21 protein-coding genes are annotated in these 26,494 nt (G+C 62.9%); 10 read left to right on the forward strand and 11 right to left on the reverse strand.

Annotation, left to right across the window (positions count from 1 at the left end):
* Positions 1 to 17 precede the first annotated feature (17 nt).
* Complete coding sequence (locus KFF05_15030; GenBank protein ID UTW51211.1) at positions 18 to 1,043, reverse strand: TauD/TfdA family dioxygenase; 1,026 nt, start codon at positions 1,041 to 1,043, stop codon at positions 18 to 20.
* Between the two features lie 217 nt (positions 1,044 to 1,260).
* Here KFF05_15030 and KFF05_15035 point away from each other — a divergent pair, with 217 nt between their 5' ends.
* The 6 genes from KFF05_15035 (at position 1,261) to ahpF (ending at position 7,638) form a co-directional block, all read left to right on the forward strand.
* A complete protein-coding gene (locus KFF05_15035) occupies positions 1,261 to 2,049 on the forward strand; it encodes a rhomboid family intramembrane serine protease (GenBank protein UTW51212.1) in 789 nt (262 codons plus the stop codon).
* Positions 2,050 to 2,142: 93 nt separating this feature from the next.
* Entirely contained in the window at positions 2,143 to 4,347 is a 2,205-nt protein-coding gene (purL, locus tag KFF05_15040; GenBank protein UTW51213.1) for a phosphoribosylformylglycinamidine synthase subunit PurL, read from the forward strand.
* 100 nt (positions 4,348 to 4,447) lie between these two features.
* Positions 4,448 to 4,684 (forward strand): BolA family transcriptional regulator, encoded by a 237-nt coding sequence (locus KFF05_15045; protein ID UTW51214.1) that lies wholly within the window; start codon positions 4,448 to 4,450, stop codon positions 4,682 to 4,684.
* A gap of 65 nt (positions 4,685 to 4,749) precedes the next feature.
* Positions 4,750 to 5,085, forward strand: a complete 336-nt coding sequence (gene grxD / locus KFF05_15050) for a Grx4 family monothiol glutaredoxin (protein ID UTW51215.1) — start codon at positions 4,750 to 4,752, stop codon at positions 5,083 to 5,085.
* 277 nt (positions 5,086 to 5,362) lie between these two features.
* Positions 5,363 to 5,926 carry an alkyl hydroperoxide reductase subunit C gene (gene ahpC / locus KFF05_15055; protein UTW51216.1) on the forward strand — a complete coding sequence of 188 codons (564 nt, stop codon included), beginning with the start codon at positions 5,363 to 5,365 and terminating at the stop codon, positions 5,924 to 5,926.
* Between the two features lie 122 nt (positions 5,927 to 6,048).
* Positions 6,049 to 7,638 carry an alkyl hydroperoxide reductase subunit F gene (gene ahpF, locus KFF05_15060; protein ID UTW51217.1) on the forward strand — a complete coding sequence of 530 codons (1,590 nt, stop codon included), beginning with the start codon at positions 6,049 to 6,051 and terminating at the stop codon, positions 7,636 to 7,638.
* A gap of 45 nt (positions 7,639 to 7,683) precedes the next feature.
* Here ahpF and KFF05_15065 read toward each other — a convergent pair whose 3' ends face one another.
* Complete coding sequence (locus KFF05_15065) at positions 7,684 to 8,100, reverse strand: ester cyclase (GenBank protein UTW51218.1); 417 nt, start codon at positions 8,098 to 8,100, stop codon at positions 7,684 to 7,686.
* Between the two features lie 96 nt (positions 8,101 to 8,196).
* Positions 8,197 to 8,811, reverse strand: a complete 615-nt coding sequence (gene rpsD, locus KFF05_15070; protein ID UTW51219.1) for a 30S ribosomal protein S4 — start codon at positions 8,809 to 8,811, stop codon at positions 8,197 to 8,199.
* 367 nt (positions 8,812 to 9,178) lie between these two features.
* On the opposite strand from rpsD, the gene KFF05_15075 reads away from it, so the two are divergent.
* The 4 genes from KFF05_15075 to KFF05_15090 are packed head-to-tail and all read left to right on the forward strand — an operon-like array spanning position 9,179 to position 13,636.
* A complete protein-coding gene (locus KFF05_15075; protein UTW53740.1) occupies positions 9,179 to 10,291 on the forward strand; it encodes an ABC transporter ATP-binding protein in 1,113 nt (370 codons plus the stop codon).
* 17 nt (positions 10,292 to 10,308) lie between these two features.
* Positions 10,309 to 11,418: an ABC transporter substrate-binding protein gene (locus tag KFF05_15080; protein ID UTW51220.1), complete on the forward strand. Its 1,110-nt coding sequence runs from the start codon at positions 10,309 to 10,311 to the stop codon at positions 11,416 to 11,418.
* Positions 11,419 to 11,440: 22 nt separating this feature from the next.
* Positions 11,441 to 12,718: an ABC transporter permease gene (locus KFF05_15085; protein UTW51221.1), complete on the forward strand. Its 1,278-nt coding sequence runs from the start codon at positions 11,441 to 11,443 to the stop codon at positions 12,716 to 12,718.
* Positions 12,719 to 12,727: 9 nt separating this feature from the next.
* Positions 12,728 to 13,636, forward strand: coding sequence for an ABC transporter permease (locus KFF05_15090; protein ID UTW51222.1), 909 nt, complete (start codon positions 12,728 to 12,730; stop codon positions 13,634 to 13,636).
* A 4-nt stretch (positions 13,637 to 13,640) separates the two neighbouring features.
* Here the strand turns inward: KFF05_15090 and KFF05_15095 are convergent, their stop codons facing one another.
* The 8 genes from KFF05_15095 to KFF05_15130 all read right to left on the reverse strand — a co-directional run bounded on the left by KFF05_15095 (position 13,641) and on the right by KFF05_15130 (position 26,253).
* Positions 13,641 to 15,353, reverse strand: a complete 1,713-nt coding sequence (locus KFF05_15095; protein ID UTW51223.1) for a Na/Pi cotransporter family protein — start codon at positions 15,351 to 15,353, stop codon at positions 13,641 to 13,643.
* Positions 15,354 to 15,516: 163 nt separating this feature from the next.
* Positions 15,517 to 16,974, reverse strand: a complete 1,458-nt coding sequence (gene phnY / locus KFF05_15100) for a phosphonoacetaldehyde dehydrogenase (protein ID UTW51224.1) — start codon at positions 16,972 to 16,974, stop codon at positions 15,517 to 15,519.
* A 67-nt stretch (positions 16,975 to 17,041) separates the two neighbouring features.
* On the reverse strand, positions 17,042 to 18,313 hold the full coding sequence (gene phnA, locus KFF05_15105) for a phosphonoacetate hydrolase (GenBank protein UTW51225.1): 1,272 nt from the start codon (positions 18,311 to 18,313) through the stop codon (positions 17,042 to 17,044).
* A 183-nt stretch (positions 18,314 to 18,496) separates the two neighbouring features.
* Complete coding sequence (locus KFF05_15110) at positions 18,497 to 20,932, reverse strand: FAD-dependent oxidoreductase (GenBank protein ID UTW53741.1); 2,436 nt, start codon at positions 20,930 to 20,932, stop codon at positions 18,497 to 18,499.
* A 27-nt stretch (positions 20,933 to 20,959) separates the two neighbouring features.
* Positions 20,960 to 22,087 (reverse strand): 2-aminoethylphosphonate--pyruvate transaminase, encoded by a 1,128-nt coding sequence (locus tag KFF05_15115; protein UTW53742.1) that lies wholly within the window; start codon positions 22,085 to 22,087, stop codon positions 20,960 to 20,962.
* A gap of 164 nt (positions 22,088 to 22,251) precedes the next feature.
* Positions 22,252 to 23,955 (reverse strand): putative 2-aminoethylphosphonate ABC transporter permease subunit, encoded by a 1,704-nt coding sequence (locus tag KFF05_15120; GenBank protein ID UTW51226.1) that lies wholly within the window; start codon positions 23,953 to 23,955, stop codon positions 22,252 to 22,254.
* Positions 23,956 to 23,958: 3 nt separating this feature from the next.
* Entirely contained in the window at positions 23,959 to 25,074 is a 1,116-nt protein-coding gene (locus KFF05_15125; protein UTW51227.1) for a putative 2-aminoethylphosphonate ABC transporter ATP-binding protein, read from the reverse strand.
* A 138-nt stretch (positions 25,075 to 25,212) separates the two neighbouring features.
* Entirely contained in the window at positions 25,213 to 26,253 is a 1,041-nt protein-coding gene (locus KFF05_15130) for a putative 2-aminoethylphosphonate ABC transporter substrate-binding protein (protein UTW51228.1), read from the reverse strand.
* Positions 26,254 to 26,494: the final 241 nt, after the last annotated feature.

The following is a 26,494-nucleotide window of genomic DNA, read 5'->3' on the forward strand; positions in this document are numbered from 1 at the left end:
TCACTTGATGCGTGCTCTTATTGCTGGGCCGCGACGCCGCCCCGCGGACCGGTGTTGAGCAGGTTCAGCATTTCCGGCGCCACCGGGCGGCCTTCCGGAGTAATCATCCAGATGCGCAGCATCAGGCGTTTCTGGTCGGCCTCGGCATGGTCCACGAACTCTTGGCGGGAATGCAGCGTCGTGCGGTTGTTGAGAATCTGGAAATCCCCCCGCTCCAGCATCATGTCCAGGCGCAGGTCGGGGCGCTGCGACAGCTCGCGGAAATAGTCGATGGCTTCCTGCTGCAAGGGCGTCAGGGGATGGCCCGATTTCTCGGCACCCAGTTCAAGCTGCCGCTTATTGTAGCGGCAGGCCAGGGCGCCTTCGTAATAGGCGAACACGGGAATGCGCTGTTGGGTGACTTCCGTCATGTTGCCGGTCTTGGACGCCAGATCGACATAGAAGCCGCCGCACAAGGGGTCGATCAGGTCCGGACGGGTCTTGAGGATTTCGTTGTAGATGGCCGTGGCGGAGACGACGGAGCTTTCACCCCCCGTCTTGGCCCTGCGCACACACATCAGGCCGACCACGTCGCAACTGTCCGTATGGGGCGGCAGATCCAGCGAGGTGCGGTAGAACCGCACGCCGGACAGATAGGGGTCCTTGCCCTCGAACTTGTCACCGTGATCCATGACCTGACCAATCAGCTCGCCCTGTTTGTTCTGGATGATGCCGATACCCAGGTATTGACCGATCCCCCACAGGACCATCTTCAGGTCGTCCAGTTCGAAGCGCTTGGGGTCCAATCCCCGGATCACCTGAAATCCCCGGCCGTACTGGATTTCGTCGGAGACCTCGTCGAGCACCGGGCCCAGGGTCGGCAGGGGGAAATCTTCGCGTGCGAAGCCGAGGGTCCCGCCCGCCGCCTTGACCGATGCCAGAGCCGTGGTCAGTTCGACGATATGGCCCTCGGTCAGCGTCACGGTCCACACCGCCGGATCGGAATAATCCGTTCCGCGCCAGGCGGAGGCGTCGGTCACGGGGGTGCGCAGGATTTCGGTCATCGGTGCATGTCTCCTTGTTTTCGGCCGCGCATGGGGATCGTCAGGGCCGAGCGGCTTGGCGGCACATTGTATACAATCTGATCCTCCCCAGGGACAACAGATTTACGTGCTGGCCGTTGCCGGATCCGCGCATGCTGGCCGGAACGCCCGGCTTTGGCCATAATCCGCACGTAACGCTGAAGGGCCCCGCCGCCCGTCCCGAGGAGACCGCCACTCCATGCTGCTGCCGATATCCGATTCCAATCCCCGGCACCGCATTTCCTTTCAATACGTGACCGTGGGCCTGATCGCGGTCTGCGCGGCCGTGTTCCTGTGGCAGGCAAGCTTGGACCCGCGCCGCGCCCAGGAAGCGGTCTATGCGCTGGGCACAATCCCCGCCGTGGTGTTCGGCGAACGAACCCTGTCGCCGGAGCTGTCCTGGATTCCGGCGGAAATGACGCTGCTGACCTCCATGTTCATGCACGGCGGATGGATGCACCTGATCGGTAACATGCTCTATCTTTGGATTCTCGGCGACAATGTCGAGGACTGCATGGGCCATGCCCGCTTTCTGATTTTCTATCTGGTCTGCGGCCTGGCCGCCGTGATGACCCATATGCTGATCGACACCGGGTCGACCGTGCCACTGGTCGGCGCATCCGGCGCCATATCCGGGGTCATGGGGGCCTATCTGCTGCTGCATCCGACGGCGCGGATCAACGTGCTGATCTGGGTTCTCATCTTCGTGCGTGTCGTGCCCGTGCCGGCAGGGATCGCGCTTGCCGCATGGATCGGTCTGCAATTCGTCAACGCCGCCGGTAACTCCAGCAGCGGCGGCGGGGTCGCCTTCTGGGCCCATGTCGGCGGGGCGGTCGCCGGCATGGTCCTAGTGCCCTTCTTCAAGCGCAAGGACGTTTCGCTACTGGCTGGCATCCGCGGCAGACCGATGCCGTCAACGGCCACGGACAGCCCGAAAATCCGTCTGCGCCGGCCCGAAACCCCACCGGTACGGCGGCCTTGGCGCTAGGTGCCGTGAATTAATCACGGGAATCCCCGCCGTTGGCCCCCTCCGGGCCGATAAAACATTGCCAAACGCCGGGGATTTGCTAAGAAGTCGGCCATGAACGCTCCCCAGAATTCCCCGGAAATCACGCCTGAAATCGTCGCCGAGCACGGCCTGAGCCCTGCCGAGTACGAAAAGGTTCTGGAAATCCTCGGCCGCGCGCCGAACCTGACGGAACTGGGCATCTTTTCCGTCATGTGGTCGGAGCATTGCTCCTACAAATCCTCGAAAAAATGGCTGAAAACCTTGCCGACCGAAGGCAAGCGCGTGATCTGCGGTCCCGGCGAGAACGCAGGCGTGGTCGACATCGGCGACGGCCAGGCCGCCATCTTCAAGATGGAAAGCCATAACCACCCCAGCTTCATCGAACCCTATCAAGGGGCGGCGACAGGCGTGGGCGGCATTCTGCGCGACGTGTTCACCATGGGCGCCAGGCCCGTGGCCAACCTGAACGCGCTGCGTTTCGGATCGCCCGATCACCCCAAGACCCGCCACCTTGTCGCGGGCGTCGTTGCCGGGGTCGGCGGCTACGGCAACTGCGTCGGCGTGCCGACCGTGGGCGGCGAATGCGAATTCCACCCGGGCTACAACGGCAACATCCTGGTCAATGCTATGACCGTGGGCGTCGCCGACCAGGACAAGATTTTCTATTCCGCCGCCACGGGCATCGGCAATCCGATCATCTATGTGGGCTCCAAGACCGGTCGCGACGGCATCCACGGGGCGACCATGGCCTCGGCCGAATTCACGGATGATTCCGATGAAAAGCGCCCGACCGTTCAGGTCGGCGACCCGTTCACGGAAAAGCTGCTGATCGAAGCCTGCCTAGAGTTGATGGCCACGGACATGATCGTCGCCATCCAGGACATGGGGGCGGCAGGGCTGACCTCAAGCAGCTTCGAGATGGCGTCCAAGGGCGGCACCGGGGTCGAACTCGACCTGGATCAGGTGCCGCAGCGCGAACAGGGTATGACGGCCTACGAGATGATGCTGTCGGAAAGCCAGGAGCGCATGCTCATGGTACTGAAGCCCGGGCGCGAGAACGACGCCCGCAAGATTTTCGACAAGTGGGAACTGGACTTTGCCGTGGTCGGCAAGCTGACCGACACGGGCCATATGGTGCTGCGTCACAAGGGAGAGATCGTCGCCGATCTGCCCATCGACCCGCTGGCCTTGGCCAGTCCCGAATACGACCGACCCTGGGTGCCGACGCCGAAACAGGCGGAGATTACCCACGGCGACCTAAAAAAAGACATCGCCCCCTTGGACGCCCTCAAGACCCTGATGGGCTGCCCCCATCTGGCGTCCAAACGCTGGATCTGGGAACAGTACGACCACATGGTCATGGGCGACACGATCGGGCGGCCCGGCGGCGATGCCGGGGTGGTCCGCGTGCACGGCACCAAGAAGGCGCTGGCCATGACCTCCGATTGCACGCCCCGTTATTGCCTGGCCGACCCCGTCGAGGGCGGCCGCCAGGCCGTGGCCGAAGCCTGGCGCAACCTGGTTGCCGTCGGCGCCAAGCCCATCGCCATCACCGACAACATGAACTTCGGCAATCCGGAACGCCCGGAAATCATGGGCCAGTTCGTGGGCTGCGTCGAAGGCATCCGCGAGGCCTGCGTGGCGCTCGACTTCCCCGTCGTCTCGGGCAACGTGTCGCTGTACAACGAAACCAACGGCACGGGCATTCCCCCGACGCCGACCATCGGCGGCGTCGGCCTGTTGCAGGACGCGGCCAAGCGGGTCAGTGCCGCCCTTCCGGGCGAAGGACAAACCCTGGTTCTGATCGGTGCGACCAAGGGGCATCTGGGCCAATCACTGTATCTGCGCGAGATCGAGGGCCGCGAGGCCGGATCCCCGCCCCCGGTCAATCTGGGGATTGAGCGGCGCACCGGCGATTTCGTGCGCTCGCTGATCGAAACGGGACAGATCACCGCCTGCCATGACCTGTCCGACGGCGGGCTGCTGGTGGCGCTGGCGGAAATGGCGCTCTCGGGTGACCTGGGCGCCCAGATCACCCTGCCTGACGGCGTCAATACCACCGCCTTCCTGTTCGGCGAGGACCAGGGACGCTATCTGGTCACCACCAGCGACGCGGCGCAGATTGCCGCCGCCGCCCGCGACACGGGCGTACCGGCGTTGGTCCTCGGCACCTGCGGCGGCGGCGAGATCATCGTTGACGGCCATGGCGGGATTGCCTTGGCGGACCTGCGAACCGTCCATGAAAGCTGGATGCCGGCCTATATGGCTCAGCCCTAAGGCTGCGGCGGCGGAATTTCCGCACACTCGGACTGTTGACCTTGGGCCGCAGGCACGCCATATCTTCACCCAATGGATTGCTGAATTTGGGGACCCAACCATGGCCATGGCCGCAGGCGAGATCGAAACGCTTATCCGGGAAGGAATTCCGGGCGCGGAAGTGACCATTGAAGACCTGCGCGGTGACGGGGATCATTACCTCGCCGTCGTGGTGTCCGAAGCCTTCCGGGGCAAATCCCGCGTTCAGCAGCACCAGATGGTCTATCAGGCGCTTCAGGGCCGCATGGGCAACGAACTGCACGCCCTTGCCCTGCAGACATCGGCCCCGGCCGGCTGAACTTCAGGCCGTCTCAGGAGATTCGCCCGGAAATTTTACGCCGGGCCCAACGAAAGGACACACAGATGAGCGAGAATCCCGTTTTCGCCCAGATCAAGCAGGAAGTAGACGACAACGACGTGGTGCTGTTCATGAAGGGCACGCCCATGTTCCCGCAGTGCGGTTTTTCCGCCGCCGTGGTGCAGGCGCTGTCGACCATCGGCGTCAAGTTCAAGGGCGTCAACGTCCTGGACGACATGGAGATTCGCGAGGGCATCAAGGCCTACACCAACTGGCCGACCATCCCCCAGCTTTACGTGAAGGGCGAATTCGTCGGCGGCTGCGACATCATCCGGGAAATGTATGAAACCGGCGAGCTGAAGCAGCTGTTGGACGAAAAAGGCATTGAAAACGCCGCTTGAATTTCGTCTTATTTGTTCGGGTTTAATCACCCCATAAAAATGAGGCCCCCGAGTTTCCAGGGAGGGCTTGAGGGAAGGGCCGCCGTTTGGCGGTCCTTTTCGTTTGGGTATCCATTCGCGGCTCTCGGGGCCCGCCCAGCTAAAAATCGTTATTTTGTCATTCAAATTTAAATTAATCGTATTTATCGATTTAATTTAATCAGTAAATTCATTTTAATAGTCATTCGCATTTGGCTATCTAGGGGGTGTACCAACAACACCAACCAACGGAGCCGATATGTCTCTCATCAATACCGAAATGAAGCCGTTCAAGGCCGAAGCCTTCAAGGACGGCAAGTTCGTCACCGTCACCGATGCCGACGTGAAAGACAAATGGGCCGTCTTCTTCTTCTATCCGGCCGACTTCACCTTCGTCTGCCCGACCGAGCTCGAAGACCTGGCCGACAATTACGCCGAATTCCAGAAGATGGGCGTCGAGATCTATTCGGTCTCCACCGACACCCATTTCTCGCACAAGGCTTGGCATGATTCCTCGCCCGCCATCGGCAAGATCGCCTTCCCCATGGTCGGCGATCCGACCGGCACCATCACCCGCAACTTCGAGGTGATGCGTGAAGGCCAGGGCCTCGCCGACCGCGGCACCTTCGTGGTCGACCCGGACGGTGTGATCCAGATCGTCGAGGTGACCTCCGAAGGCGTCGGCCGCAACGCGACCGAGCTTCTGCGCAAGATCAAGGCCGCCCAGTACGTGCGCGCCCATCCGGATGAAGTCTGCCCTGCGAAATGGGAAGAAGGCGCCGAAACGCTGGCCCCCTCCCTGCAGCTGGTCGGCAAGATCTAAGCCCGACCCGGCAAGCGGGCGCGTCTCCCTTCTCCTCCCTGGGGCGACGCGCCCCGTCCGCCGGACCCCGCGACACGAAGAAACGACCCCAGACGAAAATTCAAAGAACGAAAGACAGGACCATGTTGGACGATACCCTGAAGACCCAGCTGAAAGGCTATCTGGAGAACCTACGCGCGCCCATCGAGCTCGTCGCGACCCTGAACGACGCCAAGGCGTCAGGGGACCTGGAAACCCTGCTGGGCGACATCGCCCAATTGTCGGACAAAGTCTCCTGGCGGCGCGCCGAAGGTGCGGAAGCCGACGACCGCGTGCCGTCCTTCACGATCCTGCGCGGCGGCGTGGAAACGGGCCTGCGCTTCGCCGGTATCCCGCTGGGCCACGAATTCACGTCCCTGGTGCTGGCCCTGCTGCATTCGGGCGGCCACCCGCCCAAGGTCGCACCCGAGGTTCTGGAACAGGTCAAGGGCCTGAGTGGTGAGTTCCATTTCGAAACCTATTTCTCCCTGTCCTGCCAGAACTGCCCCGACGTGGTCCAGGCGCTGAACGTCATGGCAGTGTTCAACCCAGGCGTCACCCATGTCGCCATCGACGGCGGCCTGTTCAAGGACGAGGTCGAGGCCCGCAAGGTCATGGCCGTGCCCTCGGTCTACCTGAACGGCGAGCCCTTCGCCCAGGGCCGCATGGAACTGGAACAGATCCTGGCCAAGTTGGACACGGGGGCCGCAGACCGCGCCGCCGAAGCCATCGACGCCAAGGACCCGTTCGACATGCTGATTGTCGGCGGTGGGCCGGCCGGTGCCGCGGCCGCGGTCTATGCCGCGCGCAAGGGCATCCGCACGGGCGTTGCGTCGGAACGGTTCGGCGGCCAGGTGCTGGACACCATGGCCATCGAGAACTTCATCTCCGTGCCGCATACGGAAGGCCCCGCCCTGGCGGCGTCACTGGAGGCCCATGTGCGGGATTACGACGTCGACATCATGAACCTGCAGCGCGCGACGGCCCTGACCCCCGCCACGCAGCCGGGCGGCCTGCACCGGATCACCCTGGAAAGCGGCGCCACGCTGGACGCCCGGTCGATCGTGCTGAGCCCGGGAGCCCGCTGGCGGCAGATGAACGTGCCCGGTGAGGACGAATACCGCAACCGTGGTGTCGCCTACTGCCCGCACTGCGACGGCCCCCTGTTCAAGGGCAAGCGCGTGGCCGTGATCGGCGGCGGCAACTCGGGCGTAGAAGCGGCGATCGACCTTGCCGGGATCGTCGCCCATGTCACCCTGATCGAGTTCGACAAGCAACTGCGGGCGGACGAGGTCCTGCAACGCAAATTGCGCAGCCTGAACAACGTCACCGTCATCACCCAGGCCCTGACCACGGAAGTGCGGGGCGACGGCGGCAAGGTCACCGGCCTGACATATCAGGACCGGGCGACCGAGCAGGCGCACACGATCGAACTGGAAGGCATCTTCGTGCAGATCGGCCTGGTGCCCAATACGGAATGGCTGAAGGGTGCGCTGGACCTGAGCCCGCGCGGCGAAATCGAGGTCAACCAGCGGGGCGAGACCTCCGTCCCCGGCATCTTCGCCGCCGGCGACGCGACGACCACGCCGCACAAGCAGATCATCATCGCCATGGGCGAAGGGGCGAAATCAGCCCTCTCCGCCTTCGATTACCTGATCCGCCAGGCGCCCGCCGAAGAAGCGGCCGCAGCCTGACCCAATGGCCCGCCGCCCCCTGCTCCGGGGCGGCGGCGCCCACGGTCACGCCCAAGCGCTTTCCGTCAGGCCCAATTGACGCTTCAGGCCGTCAATATCACCCAGCACCCAGAGGCGCTGAATCTGATCCTCCGATATCTCGAAGAACGCTGCGCCCATCCAGTGCAGCGTTCTTCCCGTGGCCGGCACCCCGAAGAAGTCGTCCTGATGGACGCCTTCAAAGTACATCTGAGCGGCGATACGTCCCCCTGCCGCCACCATGTCGCGGATGGTGCAGGTATAGCCGCCGAGCGCTTTGTGAACGCCTTTGTTGTAATCAATGAAGCCCTCGACGCCCTGACGTTCATCGTCGAGGGAGCCGCGGAATTTAAAGTCCTTGGCGATGATGCGCCTTGCCTGGTCGTAATCCCGGCGGTTCCATACATCGGCATAGAAACTTTCGACGATTTCGGTTGGTGTCATGGCTGGTTTCCTTCCCGTTCCCAAGCAACAAAAAAGGGGCACCCGATGGTGCCCCTTTTCCGGCGCGGAGAAAACCGCGCCAATCCGTGAATCCCCTTAGCGGGAATAGAATTCGATGACCAGGTTCGGTTCCATCTGAACCGGATAGGGCACATCGGCCAGCTTCGGCGTGCGCAGGAAGGTACCGGCCAATTTCTTGTGGTTCACTTCCATGTAGTCGGGCACGTCGCGTTCGGACGATTCGATGGCCAGCAGCACCAGGGGCATTTCCCGGGACTTGTCCTTGACCTCGATAAGATCGCCTTCGCTGACCTGATAGGAGGAGATGTTGACCTTCTTGCCGTTCACCTTCACATGGCCGTGGTTGATGAACTGGCGAGCGGAGAACACCGTCGGCACGAATTTCATGCGATAGACGACGGCGTCCAGGCGGCGCTCCAGCAAGCCGATCAGGTTTTCCGAGGTGTCACCCTTGCGGCGCGAGGCTTCGGCGTAATACTTGCGGAACTTCTTTTCCGAGATATTGCCGTAGTAGCCCTTCAGCTTCTGTTTGGCCATCAGCTGGGTGCCGAAGTCGGACGGCTTCTTGCGCCGCTGACCATGCTGGCCGGGGCCGTATTCGCGGGTGTTGACGGGGCTTTTCGGGCGACCCCAAAGGTTTTCGCCCAAGCGGCGGTTAATCTTGTACTTCGAGGCAAGACGCTTCGACATGACTTATCAGTCCTTTTTGCTTTGCCGGCGGCCGGTTTTTATCGCCGCGGCGGTCTACGTTGTCCCGGTAGGCCTTGATCCCTCCCTGGCCCTTGTGGGCTTCAGGAGGGGGCGGGATGGGCCCGATATGCAGCGACATCCACGTTCCCGGAAAGGAAGCGCGGGAGTATAGGCATTACGCCCCCTTTGTCAACGCATGTGGCGGATTTCCGCGCCCTGTACCCGTTTTCTCCCGGCGGGCGGTTGCGGGGTGCCGCCCGGTCCTCTACCTTGGCCAGGATCACGGCACGTATAATGTTTTAACCGCGGAAACAGACCGTACGGATCGGTATTGAATATTCAACGCAGCAGCGAACCGACAGAGACAATTGCCCCCGCCACCGGCGGCACGGGCGCCAGTGTCCGCTTTGAGAACGTTCAGAAGAGCTATGACGGCGAAACCCTGGTCATCAAGGATCTGAACCTGGACATCGCCCGGGGCGAATTCCTGACCATGCTGGGACCATCGGGATCGGGCAAGACGACCTCCCTGATGATGCTGGCCGGGTTCGAGCCTGCGACCCACGGCGAAATCTACCTGAACGACCAGCCCATCAACGCCGTACCGCCCCACAAGCGGGGCATCGGGATGGTGTTCCAGAACTACGCCCTGTTCCCGCATATGACCGTGGCGGAAAACCTGGCTTTCCCCTTAAGCGTGCGCAAGATGCCCAAGGCCGAGATCGCGGCCAAGGTCGCCCGCGCGCTGGAGATGGTCGAACTGCCCGATTTCGGCAGCCGCCGCCCGGCGCAACTGTCCGGCGGCCAGCAGCAGCGCGTGGCCGTCGCCCGTGCCCTGGTGTTCGAGCCGGACCTGATCCTGATGGACGAGCCCCTGGGCGCGTTGGACAAGCAGCTGCGCGAGCAAATGCAGTACGAGATCAAGCATATCCACGACAATTTGGGCGTCACCGTGGTCTATGTCACCCATGATCAGGCCGAGGCCCTGACCATGGCCGACCGCATCTGCGTGTTCGACCAGGGCGTGGTGCAGCAGTTGTCGACGCCGGACGAACTTTATGAAAAGCCTGCCAATTCCTTCGTCGCCCAGTTCATCGGTGAGAACAACCGCCTGTCCGGGCGTATAACGGACATCCAGGGCGGTGAATGCCGCGTCGATCTGGACGGCGGCGGCAGCGTTACCGCGCTGGCCGTCAATGTCGCCGGCGCCGGCGAACGGGCGACCCTGTCGATCCGCCCGGAACGGGTGGCGCTGGTCGCGCCCGGGGACGACAGCCTGGCCAACCGCCTGATCGGCCGCGTCGAGGAATTGATCTACCTCGGCGACCATATCCGCGTACGCATGACCGTGGCCGGTAACGACGGCTTCGTGGTCAAGCTGCGCAACGACGGGGAACGCCCTTCCGTCAAGATGGGCGACACCGTCGCCATCGGCTGGCAGGCCGCCGATTGCCGCGCGCTCGATCCCATCGACACTTGAAACGAATGACTTAACGGATGCAGGAGAAGACCAAGATGACCGCCTTCAAACCGATTGCCGTCGCTACCCTTGCCGCGGGACTGGTGCTGGCCGGCCAGCCCGCAACCGCCGGAGAAATCACCGTCGTGTCCTGGGGGGGCGCCTATACAAAAAGCCAGGTCGAGGCCTATCACAAACCCTGGATGACCCAGACAGGGCACAAGATCAAATCCGTCGATGCCCCCAACCCGGCCGCCCCCATCAAGGCGCAGGTCAAGGCGGGTAACGTGTCCATCGACGTGGCCGACGTGGAATATTCCGATGCCGTGCGTTACTGCGACGAAGGTCTTTTGGAAACCATCGACCCCTCGGTCCTGCCGCCGGCCCCCGATGGCACGCCCGCGACCGAGGACTTCATCGAAGGTGCCTTGACCGATTGCGCCGTCGCCAACATCGTGTGGTCGACCGTGTTCGCCTATGACGCGGCCAAGTTCAAAGGGGCGGAACCCAAGACCATCGCCGACCTGTTCGACGTCAAGAAATTCCCCGGTAAGCGGGGCCTGCGCAAAGGTGCCAAGCCGAACCTGGAAATGGCATTGATGGCCGACGGCGTGCCGGCGGCCGAGGTCTACAAGCTGCTGACCACGGATGCCGGCGTTGCCCGCGCGTTCAAGAAACTGGACACCATCAAGAAACACGTCGTGTGGTGGGAAGCAGGCGCCCAGCCGCCGCAGCTGCTGGCCGACGGCGAGGTTTCCATGACCACCGCCTATAACGGCCGCATCTTCAACGCCGCCATCGGCGAGGACAAACCCTTCAAGATCGTGTGGGACGGCCAGGTGTTGGACTTCGACCTGTTCGTCATCCCCAAGGGCGCCCCCAACAAGGACCTGGCCCTGGAGTTCATCAAGTTCGCCACGGACACCCAGCGCCTGGCCGATCAGGCCAAATACATCGCCTACGGCCCGGCGCGGAAATCGTCGGGCAAGCTGGTCGGCCTGTACCAGGACGGCAAGACCCAGATGGCCCCGCATATGCCGACGGCGGCGGCCAACATGGGCAATGCGCTGGTCAACAATTTCGAATTCTGGGCTGATCGGGATTCGGAACTGAACGAACGCTTCAACGCCTGGATCGCCTCCAACTAGGCGGCAAGGGCAGGAACCGGGGATGCCGACGGCAACCGACACCGTGGCGGCGGGCGACCTTGGCCCGCTGACCACCGGCGACGGCACGCCGCTGAAGACCGCCCTGGCGCGGGCGACCCGACGCGCGCGCCTGAAGGCCTTGTTCCTGGTCGCGCCCCTGCTGCTGTTCGTGATCGTGACCTTCGCCGTGCCGATCGGCCAGATGCTCTATCTCAGCATCTACAATCCCGTGTTTTCCGACAACATGCCGCGCCTGTCATCCTGGTTGCGCGCCCATGACGTGACGCAGGTGCGGGGGGAAGACGCCTTCAAGGCCCTGGTCCTCGACCTTACGGAAGCGCGCGCCAACCGCACCCATGCCCAGGTCGGCACGCGCATCAATTACGAACGCACGGGCGCCACCAGCCTGTTCAAGTCGACCGCGCGCAAGATCAAGCGGATCAAGGGCCCGCCCTACAAGGATCAGCTTCTCGCCCTCAACGAGGAATGGGGTGAATTGCACCTTTGGACCGTAATGACCCGTGCCGCCGCGCCACATACCGCCGCCTTCTACGCCCAGGCCCTGGACCTTTCCTATGACGCCGAAGGCGATATCGTCCGCGCACCTGAAAACCGGCGCATCTATGGCCACCTGTTTTTGCGCACCCTGCTCCTGTCGGCCCTGGTCGCCGGGCTCTGCCTGATCCTGGGTTATCCGGCAGCGCATCTTCTGGCCAGCCTTCCGCTCAAGTATTCCAACCTGCTGATGGTCATGGTGCTGCTGCCGTTCTGGACGTCTCTGCTGGTGCGCACGACGTCCTGGATCACCTTGCTGCAAAGCCAGGGAGTGCTGAACGACATGCTGGTCTCGGTCGGTATTCTCAGCGACAACGGGCGGCTGGAGCTTATGTACAATCAATGGGGCACGGTCATCGCCATGACCCATATCATGCTGCCGTTCATGATCCTGCCGCTCTATTCGGTGATGAAGACCGTGCCCAAGGACTTCGTGCGCGCCGCGCGGTCGCTGGGCGCCGGGCCGGTGACGGCGTTTCTGCGCGTTTACCTGCCGCAGACCGTGCCCGGCATCGGCGCCGGCATCCTGTTGGTGTTCATCATCAGCGTCGGCTACTACATCACGCCGGCCCTGGTCGGCGGCTCGTCCGGGCAGCTGATTTCCAATCAGATCGCCTTCCACATGCTGCAAAGCCTCAACTGGGGTCTGGCGGCGGCGCTCGGCGCCTTGCTGCTCGGCGGTGTGATCCTGCTGTACTGGCTGTATGACCGGCTGGTCGGCGTCGACAACATGAAGCTGGGATAGGTCCAGAAAATGCCCATGCCTCCGCACGCAACGACGTTCGAGCGCATCTGGCGACGCCTCTACCTGGCGTTCTGCGCCGGGGTGTTCCTGTTCCTGATCGCCCCCATCATCGTCATCGTGCCGCTGTCGTTCAATGCCGAGCCCTATTTCACCTTCACCCGCGACATGCTGGCGCTCGACCCCGACGGCTTTTCCCTGCGTTGGTACGACCGGCTTTTGACCTACGGCATGACCGCGCCCGACGCGGTGCGTGACGGGGCCTGGTGGGCGGACGCCTGGGCCAATTCGCAATGGATCCACGCGGCCAAGAATTCCTTCGTCATCGGCATCTCCTCGACCCTGATCGCGACGGCGCTGGGCACCCTGGCCGCACTCGGCCTGTCGCGCCCGGAAATGCCGTTCCGCCGCGCGATCATGGCGTTGCTGATCTCGCCCATGATCGTGCCGATGATCATTTCCGCGACGGGTCTGTTCTTCTTCTATTCAAAGGCCGGGCTGGCCCATACCTACATCGGCATCGTGTTGGCCCATGCCATGCTGGGCATCCCGTTCGTCATCATCACCGTGACGGCGACCCTGTCCGGCTTCGACCGCTCGCTGATCCATGCCGCGGCCAGCCTGGGGGCATCACCCGTGACGACCTTCCGCAAGGTGATCTTGCCGCTGATCCTGCCTGGGGTGATTTCGGGGGCGCTGTTCGCCTTCGTCACCTCGTTCGACGAGGTTGTCGTGGTCCTGTTCGTCGCATCCTACGATCAGCAGACCATCCCGTTGCAGATGTGGAACGGCATCCGCGAACAGATTTCACCGACCATCCTGGCGGCGGCGACGATCCTGGTCTTGTTCTCGATTGCCTTGCTGACGACGCTGGAACTGCTGCGTCGGCGCACGGAACGCCTGCGCGGGCTGACCGGCTAGACGGTCAGCCGTCTTCCCGCTTGGGCTGAACGCCCAGGGGCAGGGTCGCGTCCCGGTCCCGGCTTTGCTTTTCCGCGGCATCCTCGATCAGGCGGCTTTCCGTGAGTGCGCCCATGCGTTCCAGGATCGGATAGGCGACCGAGGTCAGATGGCTGTTGACCCGTTTGAGGTCGCGCAGCACGTCCAGATGCAGGGCGCTTGAATCCAGGGTATCCGGACGTCGTTCGCCCATGCGGCGGAAATGGTTTTCCACATAGCGGCGTTCCAGATCTCGGATTTCAGTCTTCTCGTGCAGCAGCCGGCGCGCGGCATCCTCATCGGCCGACACGAAAACATGCAACGCCAGATCCAGGTTCTGCATGATGCGGTTGTGGAAGGCTTCCAGCTCCCGATAACCTTCATCGGAAAAGTTGATATGGCCCTTGATCTTCTTACCCGCCAGTTCCATCAGGTTCTTGTCGATGATGTCGCCGACATGTTCCAGATTGGTGGTGAAGCTTAGAATTTCGATGCTACGCTGGCTTTCCGCCTTGTCCATTTCCTCTTCGGTCAGACGGGTCAGGTAAAGCTTGATCGCCTCATGCAATCGGTCGACCACGTCGTCCTGGGCTTCGACCGTCTTGCGCAGGCCCGCGTCGTTGGTGCGCAGTACGTCGCGCGTGGCGGACAGCATGGATTTCACGGCATCGCCCATGCGCAAGGTTTCGCGCGCCGCCCCGGTCAAAGCCACGGAGGGCGTATCGAGCGCCCCCTCGTCGAGATAGCGGGGGCTGCCGGGATCGTCGGTCGCCGGGCGGTCGGGGGCGATGCGCCGGGCAGCCCAATCGACCAGGGCCAGCGCCGGCAGGAACACCACGACCAGGGCCAGGTTGAACCCCGTGTGGAAATTGGCGAGCAGGCGCGCCGGCGTGTCGCCGGCCACCGCCAGATAGGGTTGCAGGTAGGGCACCAAGGGCAACACGGCGAACACGCCGATCATGCGCATCAACAAATTGCCGAGCGGCACGCGGCGCACCGCCGGCAGGGACTTGGCCGTCAACCCGACCGCGGCCAAAGCACCGCCCAGGTTAGCGCCCAGAACCATGGTCATGGCCAGCTGCACGTTCAGGACCTGCATGCCCGCCAACGACAGGATCAACAGCACCACGGCGACGGACGAATGGGACGCCCAGGTCAGGGCCGCCGCGAACACCACGGCCAGCAGCGGTTCGTTGGTCAGGGGATGGACCAGCACCGCCATGGCCTCGCTTTCGCGGAACGGCAGGGAGCCCATGGCGATCAGACGCAGGGACAGCAGCATCAGACCGAGCCCGAGAAGAGCGCGGGCAATGGCGCGACGGCGGCTATTTTCCGTGGACAGGAACAGAAATACGCCGGCCGAAATCAGCACCGGCGACAGCCATTCCAGATCAAGTGACAGGGCCTGCACGATCATGGTCGAGCCGACGTCGGCGCCGAGCATGATGGCCAGCGCCGCGACGCCGCCCAGCAGCCCCTGCCCGGCGAAGGACGAAACGATCAGCGCCGTGGCGGTCGAACTTTGCAGGATGGCGGTGACGCCGAACCCGGCGGCCAGGCCCGTCACCCGGTTGCGGGCCGACGCCGCGAGCGCATGGCGCAGGTCCGCGCCGAACGACCGGGTGATCCCCGTGCGCACCATGCGGATGCCCCACAAAAGCAGGGCGACGCCGCCGACGATGTTGATGATGGTTTCCACGTGCCTTCGCGCTTTCCGGTGCAGGTTTCAGACGCGGGGCCCCGGACGGACTCCTCGCCCGGCGGCCGCCATGATGCTCGCCCACCCCTCAATAGACGCACTGAGTGCGCTTATAATCCGAAAATCCAGCCCCGACAATCGGATGATCTGGGAAAAAGGTCTATCAGCTGAGCCACGGCATGGAGAAGGTCTTCACGTTGGTGAAGCTCTTCATGGCCTCGATCACGCCTTCCTTGTAGCCCAAGCCCGAATCCTTGATCCCGCCGAACGGCGACATTTCGATGCGGAAGCCGGGAACCTCCCAGACGTTGACCGTGCCGACGACCAGATCGTCGATGAACCGGGTGATGTACTCCATGTTGTTGGTGCACACGCCCGACGACAGGCCGAAAGCCGTGGAGTTCGAGATCTTGATGACCTCGGCGATGTCGTCGGGGCAGCGGATGATCGGCACCACGGGGCCGAAGGTTTCCTCGCGCACCAGTTCGCAATCGAAGGGCACGCGGTCGACCAGGGTCGGGGAATAGAGCGCGCCGTCCCGTTTGTTGCCGTAAAGAAGTTCCGCCCCGTTGGCGACGGCGTCGTTGACCCGCCGTTCGAACTGCATGGCCGCCTTCTCGTCGATCACCGTGCCGACGTCCGTCGCCGGGTCCATGGGATCGCCGTACTTGATGGCCTTGACCTTTTCCAGGGCGATCTTGACGAATTCGTCGGCGACCGCGTCGACCACCAGGATGCGTTTCACCGCCGTGCAGCGTTGACCCGAGTTCTTGGTGGCACCCGCGACGGCCAGGGTCGCGGCTTTTTCCAGGTCGGCGTCTTCCATGACGATCAGGGGGTCGTTGCCGCCCAGTTCCAGCACCATGCGGCGATAGCCCGCGTGTTCGGCTATGTACTTGCCGACCGCCACGCCGCCGGTGAAGGTCACCAGGTCGGCATGCTCGTTGGTGATCATCTCGTCGGCGATCTCCGCCGGATCACCGGTGATGACCTGGAACATTTCCGGCGGCAGGCCCGCTTCGTACAGAACGTCGGCCAGAAGCAGCGCCGTCAGCGGCGTCTTTTCCGTCGGCTTCAGGACCATGCAGTTGTTGGTCGCGACCGAGGGTGCGATCTTATGCGCGACCTGGTTGAGCGGATGGTTGAACGGCGTGATGGCGCTGATCGCCCGCAACGGCTGACGCGTGGTGAAAATCTTACGCTTCGGGCCCGAGGGCGAGACGTCGCAGGAAAACACCTCGCCATCGTCCATCAGGGTCAGGGCGGCGGACAGGTTGAACACACTGTTGGAGCGCCCGGCTTCATACATCGAATCCTTTTTCGACAGGCCGCATTCGGCGGTGATCAGGTCGGACACCTGTTCACGGCGGGAATAGAGGATTTCGCCGGTCTTCTTGAGGATTTCCGCGCGCTCGTGACGGGTCAGGGTCGGCTTGTATTCAGCAGCCGTCTTGAACGCCTTCTTGACATCGGCGACCGACGCCTTCGGCACCGTGCCGACGACCTTGTTGGTGTAAGGGTTCATGACCTCGATGCGCTCGTCGCGCACGCCGCTGTCTCCGACAATGCGGAGCTTTTCGTGGATCACTTCGTCCTTGAGGTCGGTAACGGCGCTGTCCATGGAATTATCCTCCAAACGTCCCCTGGCGGGGTGTTGTTTAATGCTGTGTTGTTTCAGGCGGCGTTCATCAGGCCGCGTTTTGGGCGAGCGCCGTGTGATTCAGCGCCACGTCGAAGATGTCGAAATTGCGGAGCCGCCGGTTGTTGTCGACGGAGGCCGTGCGGGTCACGATCAAGGGGACTTTCTGTTCCGTCACCCCGCCGTGGGAGCGCAAGGGCTCCTTCAGTTGGCTGAGGTCGTGACGATCGGACGAGGTGCCCAGAACCTTGGCTTTGTCGGACACCACGATCAGGTCGCCCAGGCGGTCTTCCGGCAGTTCGAACTCGGCGCAGCCGTGTTTCTTGTCGTAGACCTTCTGCACGCCGGAAACCGCGGCCAGCTTGGAGATGACGGTGGATGTATCCGCGTCCGGCGGCAGGTAGACGGTGGCGAAGGAGCCCAAGGCCCCGTGGTGCACGACATAGGGGTCGGTAATCGGCAGGATCACCCGCGCCTTGCCCGCCCCCAGGATACCGTCGAGCACTTCCTGCAGATAAATCACGTCGGGCTGGCCGTCGCTGCCGAACTTGGCGTTCATGCCATGGTCGGCGGTCATCGCCAACACGGCGCCGAGCGCATCCAACTTGGCCCAATAACCGTCCATCATGGCGTAGAAGGCATTGGCCACCGGCGTGCCGGGGGCGTGCTTGTGCTGGATGTAATCCGTTGTCGACAGATACATGATATCGGGGCGCATGGTTTCCATCAGCTTGACGCCCGCATCGAAGATGAATTCGGACAGGTCCGCCGAATAGACATCCGGGATCGGCCGCCCGACCAGGGCTTGCGCGTTGTCGATGCCGTTTTCGGCCTTATTGGTCTGGTCCGCCTTTTCCGACGAGAACGACACGGCGCGGCCCGAGGTAAAGTCGAGGCCATGACCCAACAGGCGGCGCAGCTTGTCCTTGGCGGTGACGATGGCGATCTTGGCGCCGGCGTCGTGGAAGGCCTTGAAGATGGTATCCGTGCGCAGGAACTTGGGATCGTTCATCATCACTTCCTCGCCCGTGTCCGGATCGAGGAAGAAGTTGCCGGAAATGCCGTGCACCTTGGGCGGCACGCCGGTGACGATCGACAGGTTGTTGGGGTTGGTGAAGCTGGGCACCACACATTCGGCGCGCAGGTCGGACCCACCCTTCAGCGCCTTTTCCAGGAACGGCATGTGCCCGCCGGCGATGGCCTGTTCGATGTAATCAGGCTCCGATCCGTCGATGCAGACGACCACCAGGGGCTGGCTGGGCCAGGCATAGGTACGGCTGTTGACGGAAACGCTCTGAGGATGGGATGGGGTCTGGTCCATGATGCTGCTCACCTTTGAAATCGTCCGGCACGCGGGGACGTGCCCTGGTTTCGGGAATTCTCGTGACCAGCCAAGGATATGTCAAATCGCTAATAACTATGTGATTGATAGGTTAAATCAATATGACGACACGCCCGGCCCGGGCCTGGGTCAGGCATCGACTTGACGCATTAACCTGGGAAATCAGCCGCGCAGGCGAGATGACGCGGGATCGTAGAGAGGCTTGAGCGACGCCTGTGCCGGATACCGCACCCCGGCGATCTCAATCTCGTAGGCATGGTCGTCGATCCCCGTCTGGCCGCTGTCCGGTACGCTCACATAGCCCATGCCGACAGCACCACCCAACGTATGGCCGTATATGCCGGAGGTCACTTTGCCGACGATCTCCCCGTCCCGCCAAATCGGCTCGTTGTGATAGAGCAGCGGATCGGGATCACGGACCAGGAACTGCAGCAAGCGGCGCGTGCTCCCCGCCTCCCGCTGCTTCAGCAGCGCCTCGCGGCCGATGAAGCCTCCGGGTTTGTCCCAGGCGACGGCGAAACCGAGACCGGCCTCAAGCACAGTGTCCTCATCGGAAATGTCATGACCCCAATGGCGGTAGGCCTTTTCGATGCGCAGGGAATTCATGGCATGCATGCCCGCGTGGACCAGGCCAAAGTCCCGGCCCGCCGCGGTGACGGCTTCATAGACATGGGCCGCGAATTCGGTCGGCACCATGATTTCCCAGCCCAGTTCGCCCGCATAGGAAATACGGGTCATGCGCGCCATCGCCATCGCGAATTCAACCTCGCGGCTGGCACCGAAGGGAAAGGCGTCGTTGGCGAGGTTTTCCGGCGTCAGCACCGCCAACAGATCACGAGATTTGGGCCCGGCGACGCCGATCACCGCATGGCCCGAGGTCACGTCGGTGACGGTGCAGCGCTCATGAGCCTGCACATGGCCCTTGAGCCAATGAAAATCGCGCACCTGACAGGCACCGGAGGTGACGACCAGGAAGGCATCCTCGGTAAGGCGCGTCACGGTCAGGTCAGCCTCGATCCCGCCCCGGTCGTTCAGCCATTGGGTATAGACGGCGCGGCCCGCGCCGCCCGCGACGTCGTTGGCCGACACCCGCCCCAGAACCTTGGCCGCGTCCGGGCCCTCAACCCGGAACTTGGCGAAAGACGTCAGATCGAACAGGGCGACACCTTCCCGCGCCGCGCGGTGCTCGCCAGCGGAGGCATCGAACCAGTTCTGGCGGCCGTAGCTGTATTCGTATTTGGGCTCCGTCCCTTCCGGCGCGAACCAGTTGGCGCGCTCCCACCCGGCGCTTTCGCCGAAGCAGGCATTGGCCGCCTTCAGGTGTTCGTGGAGCGGCGAGCGGCGCAGGCCGCGCCCCGTCGTGTACTGCTGGAACGGCCAATGGGTGGCGTAGAGCAACCCTAAGCTTTCCGACACCCGATCGCGCAGATAGGCCCGGTTGGCCTGGAACGGCATTTGGCGTCGGATGTCGACTTCCCACAGATCCATGGGGGCATGACCCGACTTGATCCAGTCCGCGACCACGCGGCCGATGCCGCCCGCCGACTGGATGCCGATGGAATTCAGCCCCGCCGCGATCATCAGGCCGTCCAAGCCCGGGGCGGGGCCCAGGTTGTAGCGGACATCCGGCGTGAAGCTTTCCGGGCCGTTGAAGAAAGTCTGGATACCGGCATTTTCCAACGCCGGCAGGCGCGCCATGGCGGCTTCCAAAATCGGCTCGAAATGATCGAAATCGTCAGGCAGTTGATCGAATTCGAAGTCGTCGGGAATACCGTCCATGCCCCAGGGCTTGGCCTTGGGCTCGAACGCGCCGATCAGCATCTTGCCGGCGTCTTCCTTGTAATAGGCGCATTCGTCGTAAACCCGCAGCACCGGCAGGTCCGGCGTCATGCCCTCGAAGGGTTCGGTGACGATGTAGAAATGCTCACACGCATGCAGCGGCAAGGTCACGCCGACCTTTGCCGCCATGTCACGGCCCCACATGCCCGTAGCCAGAACGACCCAGCGGGCGTGGACCTCGCCCGCCTCTGTCCGCACGCCGACGGCGCGGCCGTTCTCGACGATGATGTCATCGACCTTGGTGTCCTCGAACAGACGGGCACCGCCCATGCGCGCCCCCTTGGCCAGGGCCAGGGTGATGTCGGCCGGATTGCCCTGCCCGTCCGACGGAATCCAGGTGCCGCCCAGGACATCGCCGGTTTCCACCAGGGGATGACGTTCCTTGACCTCTGCCGGCGAAATGATGTCGACCTGCAGGCCGAATACCTTGGCCATGGAGGCATTGCGGCGGAATTCCTCCATCCGCCCTTCGTGGAGTGCCACGGAGACGGATCCGTTCTGCTTCAGGCCCGTGGCCTGGCCGGTCTCGCCCTCCAGCTCGCGGTAAAGCTCTGCCGTGTATTTGGCCAGCCGCGTCATGTTGGCGCTACCGCGCAACTGTCCGATCAGCCCGGCCGCATGCCAGGTGGTGCCGGAGGTCAGCTTGCGCCGCTCCAGCAGCACCACGTCGGTGATGCCGATTTTGGTCAGATGATAAGCGATGGAACAGCCGATGACCCCGCCGCCGATGACGACGACCTCACAGGTCGCGGGTGGCATCTTGGCGGCGTCGGTCACCGATGCGGCCTATTCGGCGGCCTGAGGGGCGCCTGTCTTGACCCCCATTTCGGCCAGCACTTCCGACATGGCCTTGAGCGCCGCCTTCATCTCGGCCGCCCCCAAATGCCCGATGCAGCCGACGCGGAAGCTGGGCGCCACGGTCAGCTTGCCGGGATAAAGCACGAAGCCCCTGTCCTTGACCTTGTCGTAGAACACCTGGAAATCGAAGTTCGGGGCCGACGGCATATGGAAGGTGACGATGATCGGCGCCTGCAAGCCCTGGGGCAGCAGGGTTTGGAAGCCCAGTTCGGCCATGCCGTCGATCAGAATTTTGCAGTTGTTGGAATAGCGCTTGAAGCGGCCCGGCTGACCGCCCTCGGCCTCGAACTGCTCAATTGCCTTGGCGAAGGCGAAGATGACATGGGTCGGCGGGGTGAAGCGCCACTGACCGTTGGCCTCCATCGCCTTCCACTGGTCGTAGAGGTCAAGCGCCAGGGAATGAGAATTGCCTTCGCAGGCTTCCAACACCGTCTTGCGGATCAGGGCGAAGCCCATGCCGGGCACGCCTTCCAGGCATTTGTTAGACGACGCCATGACGGCGTCGAAGGGCACCTTGGCGAGATCCAGTTCGATCGCGCCGAACGCGCTCATGGCATCGATGATCAGCGAACGGCCGGCGTCCTTCACCACATGAGCGATGTCGGCGATGGGGTTGAGAATGCCCGAGGTGGTTTCGCAATGAACGACCAGGACATGGGTGATGGCGGTGTCAGCGGCCAATTTGGCGGCCAGGGCGGCGGCGTCCGGCGGCACGTCCTCGGCGGTTTCGGAAATCTCGAACGGACGCCCCGCGTATTCCAAAATCTTGCCCATGCGCTTGCCGTAGGCGCCGTTGGCCAGGATCAGCGCCTTGCCGGTCTTGGGGATCAGGGTGCAGAGCGCCGCCTCGACCACGAAGGTGCCGGAACCCTGCAGGGGCACGCAGACATGGGTCGCGGCGGCATTGGCGATTTCCAAAAGCTTGCGGCGCACGGCGGCATTGGCGTCGATGAAGGCCTGATCGCGCGAGCCCCAATCGTGGCGCATGGCGTCGCGGGTTTCGGCGGCCGTGGTCAGCGGGCCGGGCGTGAGGAGAAGAGGGTCACCGGGTGTCAACGTCATGGTTGGGCCTTTCCAACTTTGTCATTAGGGCCGCGGCCGGGCCGTTCGGGCAGCCGGTCGCGCGGAGTTTCGGGCGGGATGGGTCAATTCGTCAAATCGTTAATTTGGATATCATCCATAGACCTGAGCGATGAAATGCCTGCGGGCGGATTGCCCGCTCAGCGCTTTCGCCAAGCCTGGGTGCGCGAGAGAATACCGCGTGTCAGTCCCGCATGCACCAGCCGAACCGCCGCCGCCGTGCCGACGATCATCATGCCCATGGCGGCGGCCGGCGCGACATCGCCGGCATCGTCCATGTTGAGAATCGCGACCGAGGCCAGGGCCGTGTCCGGCGAATAGAGGAACACCACCGCTGAGACGGTCGTCATGGCGTTGACAAACAGATACATGGAGATGTCCAGGATCGCCGGCATGCAGACCGGCACGGTGATGCGGAAGAAGGTCTTGTAGAACGGCACCTTGAGCGACTGCGACACGCTTTCGAATTCGCCGTCCAATTGCTTCAGCGCCGTCGCCGCCGTCAGATGCGCGACCGTATAGAAATGGGTGACCGTGCAGATCACCAGGATCGGCATGGTGTGATAGAGAAAGCCCAGCGGGTTGTTCGGCGCGTTGAAGAAAAACACATAGGCCAGACCCAGCACCAGCCCCGGCACCGCCATGGGAATCATGCACAACAGCTGCATGGCGGCGCGGCCGGAATGGAAGCCTTTGCTTTTTTCCACCAGATAGGCACCGGTGAACACCATCGCCGTTCCGATCACCGCGGTCCAGGCCGCCAGTTCGATGGAATTCCAATAAGCATCCCAACTGCCGCCGTCCATCAGGTCGAAGTTGTAATGCTTGAGCGACAGGGTCAGGTCATAGGGCCAGAACTTGGCGAAGGAGGCGAAGCAGGCCATGCCCAGGATCGACACCATGATCAGGCCGATCAGGCAGCAGAAGATCAGCATGCCCGTATCAATGACCGTGTTTTTCTTGGGCTGATACGGCACCGCGCGGGCCGACAGCAGGGCGACCTGGCGGCGCTGCACGATGCGGTCGGCGGCAAAAGCGAACAGGGCCGGCAACAGCAGGACCATGGAAACCACCGCCCCCATTTCGAAATCCTGACGCCCGACCACCTGCTTGTAGATGTCGGTGGCCAGCACGTTGTACTTGCCGCCGACGACCTTGGGCACGCCGAAGTCGGTGATGACCAGGGTGAAGCAGACGAAGAAGGCCGAGACCACGCCGTAGCGCACGCTGGGCAGGGTCACCGTGAAGAAGGTCTTGATCCTGGAAGCACCCAGCGCGTCCGACGCCTCATACAGGCGCGCATCCGAATTGGCCATGGCGATCAGCATGATCGTCAGCACATGGGGGAACACATAGAAGCATTCGCCCATGACGATGCCGATGGGGCCGTAGATTTCGTAGCCGAACAGCCAGTCCTTGATGATGCCCTGGTTGCCGAACAGATAGACCAACGCGATCGCCGGCAGCAGCGACGGCATGAGGATCGGCAGCAGCGCCACGCCCTTGAACAGCGACTTGAACGGGATGCAGGTGCGGGTCAGGGCATAGGCATAGATGAAGGCCAGCGTGACCACGATGACGCAGCAGATCAGCGTCACCGTCAGGCTGTTCTCGATCGACCAGAACAGGGCCGGGGTGGAAAAGAAATTGACGTAGTTGGCCAGCCCGACGAACAGGCCGTCGGCGTTCTTGAAGCTTTTCGACAGGATCGCGTAAAGCGGCAGCAGGATCGAGACGGTGAGGTACAGCGCGATGCCGACCAGCACCGCGCGCATGATCCAGTCTTCGCTGCTGACCTTGGGCGTGATCTTGGGCGCTTCGGCGACGACGGCGGCCTCCCGCATGGCTCAGCCTCCGCCCACGGGGCGGTAGATGCGCACGAATTCGGGCGGCAGGGCCGCCTGCACGGCCATGCCCTCGCGGATGCCCAGGTCGCGGGCGCGGCCCGCCGACAGGTCGATCATGAAATCGATGTCCTTGCCGAAGGTCTGCCCCGCACCGTTGACCGGCATCACGTGGCAGCGATGGAAGGAGCCCAGGAATTCAACGTCGGTGATGGTCACCGGAATACCCGCGCCGCCGCCGTCGGTCGACACCTGCACGTCCTCGGGCCGGATGCAGACCGTGACCATGTCGCCGGGGTTGAGCCCGTCCAGGGCCGCACCGCAGTCGATGGCGACACCGGCGACGGAGACCCGCCCGCCGGCCTGAACCTCGCCGTCGACGAAATTGGTCGTGCCGATGAAATCAGCGACGAAGGGCGAGGCCGGGTCGGCGTAAATATCCTCGGGCGAGCCGACCTGTTCGATCACGCCGTGATTCATCACCACGATGCGGTCGGCCATGGCCAGCGCCTCTTCCTGATCGTGGGTCACCATGATGGTGGTGATGCCGATCTTTTCCTGCAGTTCCTTGATCTCGTGGCGCAGGTGAACGCGCACCTTGGCGTCGAGCGCCGACAGCGGTTCATCCAAAAGCAACAGGCCCGGCGAGGTCGCGAGTGCCCGGGCCAGGGCCACGCGCTGCTGCTGGCCGCCCGACAGCTGCGACGGATATTTGGTTGCATGGTCGCGCAGGCCGACGAGGTCCAGAAGGTCGGACACCCGGGCCACGATATCGGCCTTCGGCATGTTCCGGTTTTCCAGGCCATAGCCGATGTTGCGGGTCACGCTCAGGTTCGGGAACAGGGCATAGGACTGGAATACGATGCCGAAATCGCGTTCGTTGGGCGGCAGCGCGGAAATGTCGCGGCCGGCCTGTTCGACCGTGCCCATGGTCTGAATGTCCAGGCCCGCGATGGCGCGCAGCAGGGTCGTCTTGCCGCAACCGGACGGCCCCAGGAAACAGACGAATTCACCCTCGCTGACGTCCAGCGACACGTTCTTCAGCGCCGTGAACTCGCCGAATTTCTTGGTCAGGTTACGGACCCGAAGATAGGCCTCGCCGTTATTGTCGTTCGCCATCCCTGCCCTCCATGGCTGAATTCTATCAGACCGCGGCCCGCGGGCACACGGCCTCAAAGATGCTGAAATAGCAAGCCCCGGCCCCATACGCGGGAGCCGGGGCTTGCCGTTCAGATCAGTCGAGAAAAGATAACCTTACTACTTCGGCTCGGACTTTCCGTCGTAGCGCTTGCGCCACTCGTCCAGGATGCGGATGCGGTTGGCGGCCGCCCACTTGAAGTCGTTCTTGATCATCTTGTCTTCGATGCCGACGGGGAAGTTCTTCACGGGCTTGGCGACGCCGGGCATGGCGACGACCGCGTATTCCTCGTTGTAGATTTCCTGCGCCGTCTTGGACACGGACCAGTCGGCCAGCGCCTGGGCGGCCTTCAGGTTCTTGGTGTTCTTGACGATGCCGAAGGATTCCAGATCCCAGCCCACGCCTTCGGACGGCGCGATGACTTCGAGCGGCGCCCCTTCGTTCTTGGACTTGGCCCCCCGATAGGCGAAGGAAATGCCGATGGCGATTTCACCCTTGGCCGCCAGCTTGCAGGGCTTGGAGCCCGAATGCGTGTAGCGCGCGATGTTTTCGTGCAGGGCATCCATGTACTTCCAGGCCTTTTCCTCGCCCTGGATCTGGATCCACGACGACACGTCGAGGAAGCCCGTGCCCGAAGAGTTCGGGTTCGGCATGATGACATGGCCCTTGTAGACCGGCTTGGTCAGGTCTTCCCAGGTCGCGGGGATCGGCAGCTTGTGCTTTTCGCCTTCGACCGTGTTGAAGCAGACCGACGCGATCCAGGCGCGCTGCCCGACCCACAGCGGCGGGGTGTTGGTGGTGTCGTAATACTTCTTCGACAGCTTATCCAAGCCCTTGGGCGCATAGCCCTGGAAATAATCGTAATCGGCCAGCAGCAGCAGGCTGGTCGCCGCCACGCCCCAGACGATGTCCGCCTTGGGGTTTTCTTTCTCGGCCAGCAGCTTGGAGGTGATGATGCCCGTGGAATCGCGGACCCACTTGATGTTGACGTCCGGATTGTCTTTTTCGAAGGCGGTTTTGAACTTCTTCAGCTCATCCGCCTCGACCGCCGTGTAGACCAGAAGATCGGTCTTCGCCTTGGCGGGCGCGGCACCCAGGATGGCGGCCGTCGCCACCGTCGCCAGCCCCAAGCCGAGGCTGCTGAACCATGTTGATTTCATCGAAATACTCCCTGTTTGATCGCCGGATTATCAGGATGTGCTGTTACCGGCATGTGACAGTTTTAACCAATTCTGCGGTGACGTGACAGGATTTGTTCGGCACTGCACCAAATCCCCCTGGTGTCCGTGCCTTCGTCGGCGCCGACCCTGAACCCCGGGCAAATTCGCCGTTATGCGGGGTTCATGTAGACTCAATCGCATTGGGGAAATATAAGTCAAATCGTCAGTTTATATAGATCGT

The sequence above is a fragment of the bacterium SCSIO 12827 genome (genome assembly GCA_024397995.1).
Lineage (GTDB): Bacteria > Pseudomonadota > Alphaproteobacteria > Rhodospirillales > Casp-alpha2 > UBA1479.

Bases quoted from the DNA above. Each gene is read 5' to 3' on its own strand.
- KFF05_15030 (UTW51211.1), bottom strand. From the start codon at position 1,043: ATGACCGAAATCCTGCGCACCCCCGTGACCGACGCCTCCGCCTGGCGC.
- KFF05_15035 (UTW51212.1), top strand. From the start codon at position 1,261: ATGCTGCTGCCGATATCCGATTCCAATCCCCGGCACCGCATTTCCTTT.
- purL (UTW51213.1), top strand. From the start codon at position 2,143: ATGAACGCTCCCCAGAATTCCCCGGAAATCACGCCTGAAATCGTCGCC.
- KFF05_15045 (UTW51214.1), top strand. From the start codon at position 4,448: ATGGCCATGGCCGCAGGCGAGATCGAAACGCTTATCCGGGAAGGAATT.
- grxD (UTW51215.1), top strand. From the start codon at position 4,750: ATGAGCGAGAATCCCGTTTTCGCCCAGATCAAGCAGGAAGTAGACGAC.
- ahpC (UTW51216.1), top strand. From the start codon at position 5,363: ATGTCTCTCATCAATACCGAAATGAAGCCGTTCAAGGCCGAAGCCTTC.
- ahpF (UTW51217.1), top strand. From the start codon at position 6,049: ATGTTGGACGATACCCTGAAGACCCAGCTGAAAGGCTATCTGGAGAAC.
- KFF05_15065 (UTW51218.1), bottom strand. From the start codon at position 8,100: ATGACACCAACCGAAATCGTCGAAAGTTTCTATGCCGATGTATGGAAC.
- rpsD (UTW51219.1), bottom strand. From the start codon at position 8,811: ATGTCGAAGCGTCTTGCCTCGAAGTACAAGATTAACCGCCGCTTGGGC.
- KFF05_15080 (UTW51220.1), top strand. From the start codon at position 10,309: ATGCAGGAGAAGACCAAGATGACCGCCTTCAAACCGATTGCCGTCGCT.
- KFF05_15085 (UTW51221.1), top strand. From the start codon at position 11,441: ATGCCGACGGCAACCGACACCGTGGCGGCGGGCGACCTTGGCCCGCTG.
- KFF05_15090 (UTW51222.1), top strand. From the start codon at position 12,728: ATGCCCATGCCTCCGCACGCAACGACGTTCGAGCGCATCTGGCGACGC.
- phnY (UTW51224.1), bottom strand. From the start codon at position 16,974: ATGGACAGCGCCGTTACCGACCTCAAGGACGAAGTGATCCACGAAAAG.
- phnA (UTW51225.1), bottom strand. From the start codon at position 18,313: ATGGACCAGACCCCATCCCATCCTCAGAGCGTTTCCGTCAACAGCCGT.
- KFF05_15110 (UTW53741.1), bottom strand. From the start codon at position 20,932: ATGCCACCCGCGACCTGTGAGGTCGTCGTCATCGGCGGCGGGGTCATC.
- KFF05_15120 (UTW51226.1), bottom strand. From the start codon at position 23,955: ATGCGGGAGGCCGCCGTCGTCGCCGAAGCGCCCAAGATCACGCCCAAG.
- KFF05_15125 (UTW51227.1), bottom strand. From the start codon at position 25,074: ATGGCGAACGACAATAACGGCGAGGCCTATCTTCGGGTCCGTAACCTG.
- KFF05_15130 (UTW51228.1), bottom strand. From the start codon at position 26,253: ATGAAATCAACATGGTTCAGCAGCCTCGGCTTGGGGCTGGCGACGGTG.